Raw genomic sequence first — 14,337 nt, 5'->3', positions numbered from 1 at the left:
TTCGGCATGACATGCATCCTTCCAACTCAAAAGGATGCGGCATCAAACCTGGGGCGCTTCAGCCCCCGTTGGTCGAGCCCGTCGAGACCCCCCAACCGTGCAGGCGGCGTCGGGTTGCGACCGACAAGGCAGCGACGGGGACACCAGGACGTACCCGGTGGTTGAGGTGGAGCGAAGCGAGCCTCGAAACCACCGAGGCCCCCGTTGGTCGAGCCCGTCGAGACCCCCCAACCGTGCAGGCGGCGTCGGGTTGCGACCGACAAGGCACCGACGGGGACGGCGGGGCGAGTAGTCACCGTCGGCGCCCGGCTCACGGGCGCGTCCGTTGGATCGCCGTTGGTCGAGCCTGTCGAGACCCCGGAACCGTGCAGGCTGCGTCGGGTTGCGACCGACAAGGCAGCGACGGGACGGCGGGCGGTGGCCACGGTCGCCGCCCGGCTCTCGGCCGCGCGCGTGTGTAGCCTGTGGACGGAAAGTGGCCCCGAAACTTTACCTACGAAATGCCCAGAACCCCGCGAAACAAGGGTTCTGAGCCCCATCACTGTCGGTGGTCGATGCTTGGGTAGAGGTATGACAGCGATGGCGACCCCCCGACACCGGATCGCGGTGGCGGTCGCCCACGCCCACGCGGAACTCGACACCGTCACCGACTCCTCGGTGTGGTCCATGACCCCCGAGGAGACCCGCACCACCCTGGTCGAGATCACCCGCCTCAAGACCCGGGCCGCCGAGCTCGAAGCCCGGGTCGCCGAACACGCCGACGACCAGACCCTCGACACCTGGGCACACCAGACCAGACAACGCCGCCCCGCAGCACTCCGGGCGGTCAAGCTCGGCCAGGCCCTGGCCACCCGGTCACAGGTGCGCGCGGCACTCGCGGCCGGTGACCTGGTGGTGGAGCAGGCCCAGGTGATCGTCGAAGCCCTCGACCAGCTGCCCGCCGACCTGGACCCCGGCCTGGTGGACAAGGCCGAACGGCACCTGGTCGCCGAAGCCCGCGATCATGACGCGAGGGTGCTGCGGCTGTTGGGCAAGCGGCTGCTGGAGGTGGTCGCCCCGGACCTGGTCGACGCCTACGAAGCCGCCCAGCTCGCCCGCGAGGAGGCCGACGCCCTGGTCGCCGCGAAGCTCAAGATCCGCGACGACGGGCACGGCAAGTGCCACGGCACCTTCACCATCCCCTCCTTCCACGGCGCCGCGCTGACCAAGATGCTGCTGGCCTTCACCAACCCCCGACACCGCACCGCCACCGAGGGCGCCGGCGCTCCCCGCCGCCCCGGACCCCAGGCCCTGGGCCGCGCCCTGTGCGAGCTCATCGAACGCATCGGCGACAAGGACCTACCCAGCACCGGCGGCGTCGGTGCCACCGTCGTGGTCACCATCCCCCTCGAGGTCCTCGAAGAACGCCTCGAACAGGCCTGCCTCCTCGACACCGGCGGCAAGATCAGCCCCGCCCTGGCCCGCCGACTGGCCTGCGAGGCCGGCCTGCTCCCCGTCGTCCTCGGCGGCAGATCCCAGATCCTCGACCTCGGCCGCAAACGCCGCTTCCACACCCGCGCCCAGCGGATCGCCATCGCCCTCCGCGACCAGCACTGCACCGAACCCGGCTGCGACTGGCCACCCGCCATGTGCCACACCCACCACGACCAGCCCTGGGCCCACGGCGGCCCCACCGACGTAGCCCACGCCCGACTCCTCTGCCCCCGACACCACGCCCGCTACCACCGACGAACGTAGGCCGACCGGCTCTGCAGCCACGGGACGGCGTGCTGCCCAGACCGAGGATGCGGACGTTCGGCGCCTCGGCCGTGGGCCCTTTGCCCCTGATCACCGGGCGGACGCCGCCGAACAATGGGATGTCGAGCGGAGGTGTGTCGACCATGTCAGCCACGACATCGCATCCAGGACTGGTTCGAGGCGGGACCCCATCCGGCGCCAGGGTGCGTGAGCACCGGGCTGCCGCCACGACAGCGGGGATCCTCTACATCGTCGGGACGGTCTCCGGCATCCTGAGCAAGGCCGTCACCTACTTCCCGGTGCACGACGCGGACGACCCGCTCGCCTACGCCGCGAACCACTCCGGCAGGGTCGCGACGGGGGCGCTGCTCGTGCTCGTCATGGGCATGTCGCTCGCGATGGTCCCGGCCGTGCTCTTCCCCGTCCTGCGGCGGCTGGACGAGGTGCTGGCGACGGGCTACCTGATCATCCGCGGAGCGGTCGAGGCGACCACCTACGTCATCGTCGCCGTCGCCTGGCTGCTGCTCGTGCCACTCGCCGAGACCACGGCAGCAGGCCCGGGTACGGCCTCGCCCGCCGGCACTCGTCTGGGCACCCTCGTGATCGACTCCGACGGGGCCAGCATCATCATGTCGCTGGTCTTCTGCCTGGGCGGAGCCCTGTTCTACGTCCTGCTCTTCCGGTCGCGCATCGTGCCGCGCTGGATCGTGTGGTGGGGGTTCCCGGGCCTCGCGTCCTACGCGGCCGCGTACCTGCTCGCGATGTACGGCGTGGTCGGCATCAGCTCGGCCGCGGTGAACCTGCTGTGCCTGCCCCTGGCCGTGCAGGAGATGGTGCTGGCGGTCTGGATGATCGCGCGCGGCTTCCGTCCGGCGGCGACGGGCGGGACGCCCTAGCCCCGGTAGCTGCTGTCGGGATACATCGGCGGGCAGGTGCCGCCCGGCGTGGTGGCCAGCTCGAAGTGCCAGATCTCGTTGGCGAACACCTGGCACAGCCCGAAGTCGGCGCCGTGCTCACGGAGCCACTCGTCGGCCTGCTCCGGGCCGATGTCGACGGCGTCGCCGGTGACGTGCGCGGACGTGTCGGGCGTGGCGACGTAGCGGAGCGCCTCCGCCTCGCTGCCGTACCTGCTGACCGCCTCGCGGAACAGGCGCTCCTGGTGGGCCGCGCTGCGCCAGCCACTGTTCAGGATGACCGTCACGCCGTCCTTCCGGGCGGCACGCGCCGCGGCCTCGACCGCGTCGCGCAGGTCGGCGTCGAGCTTGCGGATCGTCGGCCGGGACATGGCGGACGGGTCGCCGGGCAGGGCCGTGGCGGGGCGGAGGACAGCGTGCGCGCGGGCCACCGGGTGCGACGAGGCGCAGGCGACGGCGACGAGCGCGACGACGAGCAGGGACACGGGGACGGCGAGGATCTTGGACACCCCAGCAACGTAGGAATCGGCGGCCCGCTCGCACCTCGGCCGCAGGTGCCTGGTCGCGCGACCAGGGTCCCGTCCCTCTCCGCCGGAGGGACGACGCGAGAGGTCACATCGGCCGCACGGTCAGCGACTGCGCGAGCGTGCCGAACGGGCCCCGCTCGTCGTGCAGGACGCTGCTGGTGAGGCCGTGCCCGGTCGGGCCGAAGGTCACCGTGGTGTCGAAGCCGAGCCAGCCCGGCTCCGGCGTACGGACGAGGTGCGCGGTCAGGTCGACGTTCGGGAACAACACCGTGCGGGGGTCGGCGCGCACGGCCATGCCGTTGGCGATGTCGAAGAGCCCCGCCGCCGCGGCCAGCGGACTGACCGGCTCGTCGAGCAGCGCGACGTCGGTGCGGACCCAGAACCGTCCGCGACCCGGGGCGTCCAGCTCCCGCCGCAGCTCCGTCGACCTGATGAAGCCACCCGGCCACACGGTGGTCGGGTCCCAGGCGGGCAGCGCGTCGGGCGGCGGCAGGGCCGGCAGGCCGGTCCCGGCGAGGGCGGCCGTGTCGCGGGGGGCCATCAGCCAGGCCCGCAGCAGCACCGCCGCGCGACCGGCGTGGGACAGCTCGGCCTCCACCAGCTCGACGGTCCGCCCGGGCCGCAGCACCCGCACGGAGACGGCGACCTCCTCCAGCGGCACCACGCCGAGGATGTCGAAGGACAGCCGAGAGATCGGCAGCGCGGTCCCGCGTTCGGCCTCGACCGCGTGGGTGAGGAGCCCGAGCGCGGGCGCGATGTGCTGCTCGTCGAGCTGCCACGCGCCCCCGACGTGGGGGGTCGGCTCGAACGTGGACGGACCGGTGCGCAGGAAGTAGCTCGACATCGAGATATTCATACACTTGTCGACAAACGGGCCGTCAGCCGGCCAGGAAGCTCAGCCGCACGTCGCGCTCGTGGTTGTCCAGGTTCAGGTCGACCAGGCAGATGCTCTGCCAGGTGCCGAGCGCGAGCCGGCCGCCGAGCACCGGCACGGTGGCGTACGGCGGCACCAGAGCCGGCATCACGTGCGAGCGGCCGTGCCCGCGGCTGCCGTGCGCGTGCTCCCACCGGTCGTCGGCGGGCAGCAGGTCGGCCAGCGCCGCCACGAGGTCGTCGTCGCTCCCGGCGCCGGTCTCGATGATCGCGATCCCGGCGGTGGCGTGCGGCACGAACACGTGCAGCAGCCCGTCGCCGCGCGACGCCACGAAGTCGCTGCAGTCGCGGGTGATGTCGAGGACGGTGTCGCGGTCGCCGGTGCGGTAGCTGCGCGTCTCGGAATCCACGCGACGATCGTGCCACGGGCCGCTACCGTCCCCGCGTGGACGTCCCCTCCCTCGCCTTCCGCACCGACCTCGCCCTCGCCCGGCTGGCCGGCAGCGAGGTCGACGACCGGGGCGACCACGTCGTCGTGCGCACGCCCGACAACCCGGACTACTACTGGGGCAACTACCTGCTCCTCCCCCGGCCGCCGACGGCGGCGGAGCTGCCGGACTGGGAGGCGGCGTTCGTCCGCACCTTCCCCCGCTCACGGCACCGGGCGTACGGCGTCGCGACCGCCGACGGCACCCGCGACGACCTGGCCGCGTTCGCGGACGCCGGGATGGAGGCCGACGCGTCCAGCGTGATGACCGCGACCGCCGTCTACGAGCCGCCGCGCCCCAACCGCGACGCTACGTACCGGCCGCTGGCCGGCGACGACGACTGGGCGCAGCAGGTCGCGCTGTGGTCGGACAGCGAGGACGACCGCGTCCACCACGACTTCGTGGTGGCCAAGGTGGCCGCCGAGCGGCGGATGACCGAGACCGGGGACGGCGCCTGGTGGGGCGCGTTCCTCGGAGGCCGGTTGCTCTCGTCGATGGGGCTGGTCGCCGCCAGTCCCGGGCTCGCGCGGTTCCAGCAGGTGCAGACCCATCCGGACGCGCGGGGCCGCGGCCTCGCCGGCACCCTCGTGCACCGCGTGAGCAGGTACGGCTTCGAGGAGCTCGGGGCCCACACGCTGGTGATGGTCGCGGACCCGGAGTACCTCGCGATCCGGATCTACCGCTCCGTCGGCTTCGAGGACACCGAGACCCAGCTGCAGGCCCAGCGCCGGCCGGCCTGACTCACACGTTGGCGCCCGGCTCGCCGTCGGGGTCCTGGATGCCGCCCGCGCACGAGGCGAACGGCTCCGGCGCGGTCTCGCCGCCGCCCAGCGTGTCGATGAACAGCTCCAGCCGCGGGTCGTCCGCGCCGTCCAGCTCGAGCTGGCGCCCCCACACGGTCACGACCACCGGTGCGTCGAGGCCGTCGTACGGCGAGAGGAGGCCGTTCTGCGGCAGCGCCTCCTCGAGCGCGGCGACGTCGACGCCGGCGTCCGGGTCGTAGGTGATCCAGACCGAGCCGTGCTCGAGGTCGTGCACGGCGTTCTCGTCGCGCACCGGCTCGTCGTACACGCCGCAGTCGAGCCACACCGGGGCGTGCGGGCCGCCGACCGGCGGGCTCTGGGGGTAGTCCACGTCGCCGGGCGTGTGGGTGACCTCGAGGTCGTCGTACACGCGCACGTCGTCGAGGTTCACTGGGCCGGCCGCCGGCTCGCCGGCCGAGCGCAGCGCGAGCGGCACCGCCACCGCGGCGCCGACCAGCAGCACGGCGGCGACCAGCGCGAGCACCAGCGGCAGCGCCCGCCGCCGTGGCGCGGGCGGCGGCGGGGGCGGCGGGTACGCCGGCCGTGGGTGCGTGGGCAGGTCCGACACGTCAGTCGCCCAGCAGCCGCTCGACCCGCTCGACCTTGGCGGTCAGCTGGCCGTCGTACCCGGGCCGGATGTCGGCCTTGAGCACCAGGCCCACCCGCGGCGAGACCTCGGCGACGACGTCGACGGCGCGCTTCACCACCGCCATCACCTCGTCCCACTCGCCCTCCACGTTGGTGAACATCGAGTTCAGCTCGTAGGGCAGGCCGGACTCCTTGACCACCCGGACCGCGGCGGCGACGGCCTCGGACACGCTGCCGGTCTCGTCACCCGTGGTCGGGGAGATGCTGAACGCGACGATCATGCGGCAACGGTAGCCAGCAGTCCCGCGTCCCCGCTCACTGGGCGTGCGTGGTGTACGGCAGCGTGATGTCGCACTCCGGCGAGCCCGTGGGATGCGTGGTGACCTTTCCTTTCTCCTTGCCGTGGCGGAGGAACGTCCCGGTCACCGTCGACCGGGCGACGATCCCCGGCTCGCCGCTGAAGACGACGTGCGCCGTGAACCTGCCGTGCCTGATCCGGGCGGGCTCGGAGGACTGGTCCGGGACGTCACCGCCGCTGCCGCAGCCGTCGGTCGGGTAGGGCCCGATCTCCAGGTCGACGACCCGGTTGCCGTCCTCGGAGACCTTGAACGTGACCGAGTCCTGGCTGGGCGAGGTACCCGAGATGTGACCCTGGTAGGCCGCTCCCGCCTCGGGGGCGGGTGCACTGGCGGCGGCTGGCAGGACCGAGCAGACCAGGGCCGCGACGGCGGCGACGCTGACGCCCGCGACTCGTGACCGTCGATACATGGTGACCTCCTCGCGGGCGGGCCACCGACGGGCGCCCCCCGCGACTCCGTCCTAGCCCGCGCGCCGTCCGGTCGCCAGAGACGAATGTCCCGGGAGCCGGAGGGCACATCGGCCCGCGCCGTCAACGCCCGACGTCCTCCAGCTCGTGCCCGAGGTCCGGGACCAGCTCACGGAGCCGAACCAGCGCGTCGCGGGCCTGGGACTTCACGGTGCCGACCGCGACGCCGAGCACCCGTGCGGTCTCCGCCTCGGTCAGGTCGTCGTAGTACCGCAGCACGATCACCGCCCGCTGCCGTGGGGCGAGCCGGGCCAGCGCCTGCTGCAGCGCCACCCGGTCCGCTCCCGGGCCCGCGACCGGCGCCTCGGGCAGCCGGTCGGTGTGCACCTCGCGCCAGCGCCGGCGCCGCCACCGGTTGACGCTCTCGTGCACGAGCACCTTCCGGACGTACGGCTCCGGGTCGCCGGCGATCCGGCCCCACCTCGGCACCACCTTGACCAGCGCGACCTGCACCAGGTCCTCGGCGTCCTCGCGGTGGCCGGTGAGCAGGTACGCCGTGCGCAGCAGCGCGCCCCGGCGCGCCGCGACGTACTCCTCGAACGACTCAGGCCCGGACACGGCGCCTCCAGAGGACGAGCGCCCCGAGCCCGCCCAGGACGACGGCCACGGCCCCGCCCGCGACCTTGCGCGGGTCCAGGGGCGTCGGTGGCGCCGGCCGCTCGGCCGTCGGCGCGCCGATCAGATCGGTCGCGAGGAGGGTCGTGGTCCCGTACGTGTCGAGGGGGTAGCGAAGGATCTCGGTGCTCGTGCCGGTGCGCACATCGATCGAGAACAGTGCCGAGGGACCGATGCCACCGCCGACCCTCTGCACCGCCGCGACGTGATGCCGGTCGAGCCAGGCACGGACGGAGAAGGCCCGCCTCGTGCCAGGGACCTCCTGGTAGTCGACCCGTTCACCCTCGACGATCCGGCCGTAGGCGATGGGGCCCGGGTTCGAGCTGCCGTGGGGCCAGGCGATCCAGGTCCCGTGGTCGTCGATCGCCGTCGTGTTCCCGAAGCCGTGGTTCGGCACCGTGAACCGGACTGCGTGGTCGGGCCGGTCGACATCGACGATCGCCGAGCCGCCGGAGCCGACGAGCACCTGACCATGGGCTGTCGACGCCTCGACGTCGTCGGCACCGCCGGGCGATCGGACCGGGTCGTCGCGACCCGAGGACGGGGCCCAGACGCGCAGTCCGCTCGGATCGCGTCCCGAGCTCCGCTCCATGTCGCTGTCCGCGTCGCCACCGGCCCACTGGTAGTAGGCGTAGACGACGCGGGCGGGGTCGGCCCACGACAAACTCACGGGATCCACGCCGTGGTCGGTCTCCACCGGGTGTCGCACGACGGCGCCCGTCGAGGTGTCGTACACCGCCAGCCCCACCACCGGTCCGGTCGCGGAGTTCGGCGACTTCGCCGTCTCGCCCGAGTACCAGTAGGCGACGTGCCCGCCGTCGGGTGCGAGGGCGATGCCCGGAAGGCCGGTCAGGACGAGGTCCGGCAGGTCGAGGAACGCGTACTCGCCGGTGGTGGCGGAGACGCCGGCCACGCCGTCGTGCACGGCCGTCCAGGAGCGGCGCGCGGCGGGTTGCAGCGCGGCGAGCTGGCCGAGCGGACCCGTCTCGTCGGTGCCCGGAAGCCACGGGCTCGGCATCCAGATCCGCTGCGGCAGGGCGGGTGCGCCGTTCGCCGGCATCGGCTCCGGGCGCGCGCGCCACCAGTCGAGGCTGCCGAGCGCGATCAGGCCGAGGACCACCGCCGCCGCGATCACCAGCGTTCCCGCGCGTCGCTGCCGGTGGTAGCGCCGGCCCCGCTCCCACAGGCCGGGGGCGGGCCCGCCCGGCGGGGCGTCGTCGGCCAGGTCGGCCAGGCGGTCGTGCAGCGTGGTCATCGCGTCCTCCGTGAGGTGGTCTCACCCCTACCCACGCCCCGAGCCCCCGGAAAGGAGGGGTCCGAAATGCCGAGTCGGCGCAGTCTCAGGCTGAGACTGCGCCGACTCGGCGTTGCTTCAGGCCTTCCGGAGGTTCCGGAGGACGTACTGCATGATGCCGCCGTTGCGGTAGTAGTTCGCCTCGCCGGGGGTGTCGATGCGGACGACCGCGTCGAACTCCACGTCACCCGCCTTCACCTTGACGGTGCGCGGCGTGGATCCGGAGTTGAGCTCGGTGATGCCGGTGATCGAGAACTCCTCCTCCCCGGTCAGGCCCAGCGACTCGGCGTTCTCGCCCTGCGGGAACTGCAGCGGGATCACGCCCATGCCGATCAGGTTCGAGCGGTGGATGCGCTCGTACGACTCGGCGATGACCGCCTTCACGCCCAGCAGCGAGGTGCCCTTGGCCGCCCAGTCGCGCGACGAGCCGGAGCCGTACTCCTTGCCCGCCAGGACGACGAGGGGCGTGCCGGCCGCGAGGTAGTGCTCCGACGCCTCGAACACCGTGGTGACCTCGCCACCGTTGGTGAAGTCGCGCGTGAAGCCACCCTCGGTGCCCGGGGCCAGCTGGTTGCGCAGCCGGATGTTGGCGAACGTGCCGCGGATCATCACCTCGTGGTTGCCGCGCCGCGAGCCGTAGGAGTTGAAGTCCCGCTGCTCGACGCCGTGCTCGGCCAGGTACTTGCCCGCCGGCGAGTCCTTTTTGATCGCGCCGGCCGGGCTGATGTGGTCGGTCGTGACCGAGTCGCCCAGCTTGAGCAGCACCCGCGCGCCCTCGATGTCCGAGACCGGCTGCGGCTCGTCGGGCATCCCGTCGAAGTACGGGGGCTTGCGGACGTACGTCGACTCCGGGTCCCACTCGAAGGTGTCGCCCTCGGGCGTCGGCAGCGACTGCCAGCGCTCGTCGCCGGCGAACACGTCGGCGTACTCCTTCGCGAAGGTCTCGGCGGACATCGACGAGGCGATGACCTCCTCGACCTCCGACGGCGCCGGCCAGACGTCCTTGAGGAAGACGTCGTTGCCCTCGGTGTCCTGGCCCAGCGGGTCGTTGAAGAGGTCGAGGTCCATCGACCCGGCGAGCGCGTAGGCGACGACCAGCGGCGGGGACGCGAGGTAGTTCATCTTCACGTCCGGGTTGATCCGGCCCTCGAAGTTGCGGTTGCCGGACAGCACCGAGACGACCGCGAGGTCCTTCTCGTTGACCGCGGCGGACACCTCGGGGATCAGCGGGCCGGAGTTGCCGATGCAGGTGGTGCAGCCGTAGCCGACCAGGTTGAAGCCGAGCTTGTCGAGGTACGGCGTGAGCCCGGCCTTCTCGTAGTAGTCCGAGACCACCTTCGAGCCCGGCGCCAGCGTCGTCTTGACCCACGGCTTGCGCTGCAGGCCCTTCTCGACGGCCTTCTTGGCCAGCAGCGCGGCGCCGATCATCACCGACGGGTTCGACGTGTTCGTGCACGACGTGATCGCCGCGATCGTGACCGCGCCGTGGTCGAGCGTGAACTTCGTGCCGTCCTCGAGGGTGACCTCGACCGGGTCGCTCGGGCGGCCGCCGTCGGTCGCGGCGGCGCTGTAGTGCACCGGCGCGGGCTCGCCGTGACCGTTCGCCGGCGGGTCGGACGCGGGGAACGACTCGGCGACCGCCTCGTCGTACCCGTTCTCGTTGCCCTCGGTGTCGACGTAGTCCGTCAGCGCCGCGCGGAAGCCCTCCTTGGCCGAGGCGAGCTCGACGCGGTCCTGCGGGCGCTTCGGGCCGGCCAGCGACGGTACGACGGTCGCCAGGTCGAGCTCGAGCTTCTCGCTGTAGCGCGGCTCGGCGTCGGGGTCGTGCCACAGGCCCTGCGCCTTGGCGTAGGCCTCGACGAGCGCGAGCTGCTCGGCGGAGCGGCCGGTGAGCTCGAGGTACTTGGTCGTCTCCTCGTCGATCGGGAAGACCGCGATGGTCGAGCCGAACTCCGGGCTCATGTTGCCGATCGTGGCGCGGTTGGCCAGCGGCAGCGCGGACACCCCGGGGCCGTAGAACTCGACGAACTTCCCGACCACGCCGTGCTGGCGCAGCATCTCGGTGATGGTGAGCACCAGGTCGGTCGCGGTCGAGCCCTCGGGCAGGTCGCCGGAGAGCTTGAAGCCGACGACGCGCGGGATCAGCATCGACACCGGCTGGCCGAGCATCGCGGCCTCGGCCTCGATGCCGCCGACGCCCCAGCCGACCACGCCGATGCCGTTGACCATCGTGGTGTGGGAGTCGGTGCCGACGCAGGTGTCCGGGTACGCGAGCAGCTCGCCATCGACCTCACGGGTGAAGACGGTGCGGGCCAGGTGCTCGATGTTGACCTGGTGCACGATGCCGGTGCCCGGCGGGACGACCTTGAAGTCGTCGAAGGCGCCCTGGCCCCAGCGCAGGAACTGGTAGCGCTCGCGGTTGCGCTCGTACTCGATCTCGACGTTGCGCTCGAAGGCCTCCGGCGTGCCGAAGACGTCCGCGATCACCGAGTGGTCGATGACCATCTCGGCGGGCGCGAGGGGGTTGATCCTCGACGGGTCGCCGCCGAGGTCGGCCATCGCCTCGCGCATCGTGGCGAGGTCGACGACGCAGGGCACCCCGGTGAAGTCCTGCATGATCACGCGCGCCGGCGTGAACTGGATCTCCTTGTCGGGCTCGGCGTTCTCGTCCCAGCCGGCCAGCGCCCTGATGTCGTCGGCGGTGATGTCGGCGCCGTCCTCGGTGCGGAGCAGGTTCTCCAGCAGCACCTTGAGGCTGAACGGCAGCGACGCGACGTCGAGGCCCTCGCCCTGCACCGCGTCGAGGCGGAAGATCTCGTAGGACTTTCCGTCCACGTCCAGGGTGCTCTTGGCACCGAAGCTGTCCTGACTGGCCACAGCAGTCATCTCCTGACTCGTCGTCCCGGTCTTGATCGCGTCCCCATCCTGCCGCCGCGCGGGAGCGCGGCAAAAGGAAGGCTGCCCTAATCCGGTACCCACCGAGGCGGGTCGCGATATCTCTTGATGTCAAGATACATGACGCCGAGAGGAACCGGGTAGGCGGCTCGCGGCACTCCCCCGAACTCCGTTGTGGGCACCCCCGCGGGCGCGTAGATTCTCGTCCTCGTGCGCACCTACCTCCGGCTCTTCGTCGCGGGGTTCCGGCGCCAGTCGACCTACCGGCTCGCCGCGTTCGGTGGGCTGGTCGCGAACACGACCTTCGGGCTCCTCAAGGTCGCCCTCCTCTTCGCGGCCGTGGAGGCCTCCGGCGGCGAGCTCGCGGGGTACGACGTCGCGACGATGAGCGCGTACATCTGGATCTCCCAGGGCCTGCTCGGCTCGGTCAACCTGAGCGGGCGCACCGACATCGCCGAGCGGATCAAGTCCGGCGACGTGGCCGTCGACTTCCTCCGGCCGGTCGACGTCCACCTGGCCAGCGTGACCACCGAGGTCGGACGGTCGGTGTTCGCGCTGATCCCCCGCGGGCTGCCGTCGGTCGCGATCGGCGCGCTGGTGGTCGGGATGGCGGTGCCCGACCACTGGTCGTCGTACCCGATCGGCGCGGTCAGCCTGCTCCTGGGGCTCGTGGTCTCCGCGACCACCGTCTTCCTCGTCGGCGCCACCGGCTTCTGGCTGGTCGAGACCCGCGGCCTCGCGATGCTCTACATGGTGGTCTCCGGGTTCCTGGCCGGGCTGTTCGTGCCGATCGGGCTGTTCCCCGGCTGGCTGCACGCGATCGCGACGGCGACGCCGTTCCCGTCGATGATGATGTACCCGGTCGACATCCTGTCCGGGCGCGTCGACGGCCTCGCGGCGGTGGGGCTGGTCGGCCTCCAGCTGCTCTGGCTGGCCCTGACCGTGACCGCGGGACAGCTGGCGACCCGCGCCGGGCGGAAGCGGCTGGAGGTGCAGGGTGGCTGACCTCGCGGCCCGCACCGCGCCGTACCGCGCCGTCCTCGCCTCGCGGATGCGCTCCCAGCGCAGCTACCGCGCGAACTTCGCGGTCGACCTCGCCAGCTCCTTCCTGGTCGCGCTCGTCGAGCTCGCCGAGGTCTGGGTCGTCTTCCGCAGCGTGACCTCGCTCGGCGGGCTCGACCTCGCCGCGGTGCTGCTCGTGTTCGGGCTGGCCGACCTGACCTTCTCCCTCGCCGACCTGGCGTTCGGGCACTGCGACACGATCCCGACCTACCTGCGCACCGGGACCCTCGACGTCTTCTACCTGCGGCCGCAGCCGCTGCTCCTGCAGCTGGTCACCAGCGACATCACGCTGCGGCGCATCGCCCGCGCCGCGGTCGGGCTGGCCGCGCTCGTCGCCGGGCTCGTCGTGAACGACGTCCCGTGGTCGGTCGGCGCGGTCGCCCTGCTCGCGCTCGCGCTGGTGAGCGCCCTCGCGACGTTCGCGGCGATGTTCGTGTGGGCGGGCGGCGCGCAGTTCTACCTCGTCGACGGCGCCGAGGCGACCAACGCGTTCGTGTACGGCGGCCGGTACGCCGCCACCCAGCCCGCCTCGGTCTGGAGCCGGCCGCTCGTCGTGGTCTTCGGGTTCTTCTTCCCCATGGCGTTCACCGCCTACCTGCCGGTGGTCACGCTGCTGGGGCTGCCCGGGCCGGACTGGATGCCGGGCTGGCTGGGCTGGTGCGCGCCGCTCGCCGCGGTGTGGGCCTGGGCGCTGGCGCTGATGACCTGGCGCGCCGGCGTACGTCACTACCAGGGAGGCGGCGGATGACCGAGCACACGGAGCACATCGTCGAGACCGACCGGCTCGGGCGCGACTTCAAGGTCCGCGACGGGGTCCGGCGGCGCACCGTCGTCGCCGTCGACGACCTCAGCATCCGGATCGAGGCCGGGGAGGCGGTCGGCTACATCGGCGCCAACGGCGCCGGGAAGTCGACCACGATCAAGATGCTCACCGGCATCCTGGTGCCGACCCGCGGCAGCGTCACGACCTGCGGGCTGCGGCCGGTGGCCGACCGGCGGCGGCTGGCCCGCCAGGTCGGCGTCGTCTTCGGGCAGCGCACCCAGCTCTGGTGGGACCTCCCGGTCCGCGAGTCGCTGCGCATCCTCGCCGCCATCCACTCCCTCGGCAGCGCCGCCGAGCGCGAGCGGACCGACGAGCTGGTCGAGAGGCTCGAGCTCGGCGAGTTCCTCGGGACGCCGGTGCGCCAGCTCTCGCTGGGCCAGCGGATGCGCGCCGAGGTGGCGGCCGCGCTGCTGCACTCCCCCCGCCTGGTGATCCTCGACGAGCCGACGATCGGGCTGGACGTGCTGTCGAAGCAGCGGCTCCGGGAGTTCCTGCTCGCCGAGCGCCGCCTGCACGGCACCACGCTGCTGCTGACCACCCACGACATGGGCGACGTCGAGCGGCTGTGCGACCGGATCCTGCTGGTCGACCGGGGCTCGCTGGTCTTCGACGGCACCCTGGCCGGGCTGTCGCGCACCGTCGGGGCGGACCGGGTGCTGGTGGTCGACCTCGCCGAGCCGACGCCCGACCTGCTCGACGTGCCCGACACCCGGCACCTCGGCAGCGAGGGCGGCGGCCTGCGCCAGCGGCTCGCCTTCGACCCCGACACGACCACGGCCGCCCGGGTGCTCGCCGCGCTGTCCGGCCGCGCCGAGGTCGTCGACCTCGCGGTCGAGGAGCCGGACGTCGAGGAGGTCGTCCGCCGGGTCTACGCCGCGCGCCGCTGACTCCC

General features: G+C 72.5%; 15 protein-coding genes. 6 read left to right on the top strand and 9 right to left on the bottom strand.

What is annotated here, in order from left to right; translation table 11 throughout:
• Positions 1-579: 579 nt before the first annotated feature.
• Together ABD086_RS18695 and ABD086_RS18690 are read left to right on the top strand one after the other, a co-directional pair.
• Positions 580-1,737, top strand: coding sequence for an HNH endonuclease signature motif containing protein (locus tag ABD086_RS18695; protein WP_343909127.1), 1,158 nt, complete (start codon positions 580-582; stop codon positions 1,735-1,737).
• A 203-nt stretch (positions 1,738-1,940) separates the two neighbouring features.
• Entirely contained in the window at positions 1,941-2,633 is a 693-nt protein-coding gene (locus ABD086_RS18690) for a DUF4386 domain-containing protein (RefSeq protein WP_343909126.1), read from the top strand.
• Here the strand turns inward: ABD086_RS18690 and ABD086_RS18685 are convergent.
• The 3 genes from ABD086_RS18685 to ABD086_RS18675 form a co-directional block, all read right to left on the bottom strand.
• Positions 2,630-3,160 carry a M15 family metallopeptidase gene (locus ABD086_RS18685; RefSeq protein ID WP_343909125.1) on the bottom strand — a complete coding sequence of 177 codons (531 nt, stop codon included), beginning with the start codon at positions 3,158-3,160 and terminating at the stop codon, positions 2,630-2,632. The two genes, ABD086_RS18690 and ABD086_RS18685, sit on opposite strands and share 4 nt — an antisense overlap.
• A gap of 103 nt (positions 3,161-3,263) precedes the next feature.
• Complete coding sequence (locus tag ABD086_RS18680; RefSeq protein ID WP_343909124.1) at positions 3,264-4,022, bottom strand: thioesterase family protein; 759 nt, start codon at positions 4,020-4,022, stop codon at positions 3,264-3,266.
• A gap of 34 nt (positions 4,023-4,056) precedes the next feature.
• Complete coding sequence (locus ABD086_RS18675; RefSeq protein WP_343909123.1) at positions 4,057-4,461, bottom strand: secondary thiamine-phosphate synthase enzyme YjbQ; 405 nt, start codon at positions 4,459-4,461, stop codon at positions 4,057-4,059.
• A 35-nt stretch (positions 4,462-4,496) separates the two neighbouring features.
• Between ABD086_RS18675 and ABD086_RS18670 the strand changes: the two genes are divergently transcribed.
• Complete coding sequence (locus ABD086_RS18670) at positions 4,497-5,279, top strand: GNAT family N-acetyltransferase (RefSeq protein WP_343909122.1); 783 nt, start codon at positions 4,497-4,499, stop codon at positions 5,277-5,279.
• Between the two features lies 1 nt (position 5,280).
• Here ABD086_RS18670 and ABD086_RS18665 read toward each other — a convergent pair whose 3' ends face one another.
• From ABD086_RS18665 to ABD086_RS18640, 6 genes are all read right to left on the bottom strand, one after another.
• Entirely contained in the window at positions 5,281-5,910 is a 630-nt protein-coding gene (locus ABD086_RS18665) for a thioredoxin-like domain-containing protein (RefSeq protein ID WP_343909121.1), read from the bottom strand.
• A gap of 1 nt (position 5,911) precedes the next feature.
• A complete protein-coding gene (locus ABD086_RS18660; RefSeq protein WP_343909120.1) occupies positions 5,912-6,211 on the bottom strand; it encodes an MTH1187 family thiamine-binding protein in 300 nt (99 codons plus the stop codon).
• A gap of 34 nt (positions 6,212-6,245) precedes the next feature.
• Positions 6,246-6,698: a hypothetical protein gene (locus ABD086_RS18655; protein WP_343909119.1), complete on the bottom strand. Its 453-nt coding sequence runs from the start codon at positions 6,696-6,698 to the stop codon at positions 6,246-6,248.
• 121 nt (positions 6,699-6,819) lie between these two features.
• Positions 6,820-7,314, bottom strand: a complete 495-nt coding sequence (locus ABD086_RS18650; RefSeq protein WP_343909118.1) for a SigE family RNA polymerase sigma factor — start codon at positions 7,312-7,314, stop codon at positions 6,820-6,822.
• Positions 7,301-8,626: a hypothetical protein gene (locus ABD086_RS18645; protein WP_343909117.1), complete on the bottom strand. Its 1,326-nt coding sequence runs from the start codon at positions 8,624-8,626 to the stop codon at positions 7,301-7,303. Before ABD086_RS18645 ends, ABD086_RS18650 begins: the two co-directional genes overlap by 14 nt.
• A 117-nt stretch (positions 8,627-8,743) precedes the next feature.
• Positions 8,744-11,551, bottom strand: coding sequence for an aconitate hydratase (locus ABD086_RS18640; RefSeq protein ID WP_343909116.1), 2,808 nt, complete (start codon positions 11,549-11,551; stop codon positions 8,744-8,746).
• A 219-nt stretch (positions 11,552-11,770) separates the two neighbouring features.
• Here ABD086_RS18640 and ABD086_RS18635 point away from each other — a divergent pair, with 219 nt between their 5' ends.
• From ABD086_RS18635 to ABD086_RS18625, 3 genes are read left to right on the top strand one after another with little or no spacing between them, the layout of a single operon-like run.
• Positions 11,771-12,565, top strand: coding sequence for an ABC transporter permease (locus ABD086_RS18635; RefSeq protein WP_343909115.1), 795 nt, complete (start codon positions 11,771-11,773; stop codon positions 12,563-12,565).
• Positions 12,558-13,370: an ABC-2 family transporter protein gene (locus ABD086_RS18630; RefSeq protein WP_343909114.1), complete on the top strand. Its 813-nt coding sequence runs from the start codon at positions 12,558-12,560 to the stop codon at positions 13,368-13,370. The genes ABD086_RS18635 and ABD086_RS18630 overlap by 8 nt, the downstream gene beginning before the upstream one ends.
• Positions 13,367-14,332, top strand: a complete 966-nt coding sequence (locus tag ABD086_RS18625; RefSeq protein ID WP_343909113.1) for an ABC transporter ATP-binding protein — start codon at positions 13,367-13,369, stop codon at positions 14,330-14,332. The genes ABD086_RS18630 and ABD086_RS18625 overlap by 4 nt, the downstream gene beginning before the upstream one ends.
• The last annotated feature ends 5 nt before the right edge of the window (positions 14,333-14,337 follow it).

The sequence above is a fragment of the Nocardioides aquiterrae genome (assembly GCF_039526625.1).
Lineage (GTDB): Bacteria > Actinomycetota > Actinomycetes > Propionibacteriales > Nocardioidaceae > Nocardioides > Nocardioides aquiterrae.
The sequence above is the reverse complement of the archived record's forward strand: the minus strand, read 5'-3'. Positions and strand labels throughout refer to the sequence as shown.

Excerpts from the sequence above, each read along its gene's own strand:
- ABD086_RS18695 (WP_343909127.1), top strand. The coding sequence starts at position 580 with ATGGCGACCCCCCGACACCGGATCGCGGTGGCGGTCGCCCACGCCCAC.
- ABD086_RS18680 (WP_343909124.1), bottom strand. The coding sequence starts at position 4,022 with ATGTCGAGCTACTTCCTGCGCACCGGTCCGTCCACGTTCGAGCCGACC.
- ABD086_RS18660 (WP_343909120.1), bottom strand. The coding sequence starts at position 6,211 with ATGATCGTCGCGTTCAGCATCTCCCCGACCACGGGTGACGAGACCGGC.
- ABD086_RS18655 (WP_343909119.1), bottom strand. The coding sequence starts at position 6,698 with ATGTATCGACGGTCACGAGTCGCGGGCGTCAGCGTCGCCGCCGTCGCG.
- ABD086_RS18645 (WP_343909117.1), bottom strand. The coding sequence starts at position 8,626 with ATGACCACGCTGCACGACCGCCTGGCCGACCTGGCCGACGACGCCCCG.
- ABD086_RS18640 (WP_343909116.1), bottom strand. The coding sequence starts at position 11,551 with ATGACTGCTGTGGCCAGTCAGGACAGCTTCGGTGCCAAGAGCACCCTG.
- ABD086_RS18625 (WP_343909113.1), top strand. The coding sequence starts at position 13,367 with ATGACCGAGCACACGGAGCACATCGTCGAGACCGACCGGCTCGGGCGC.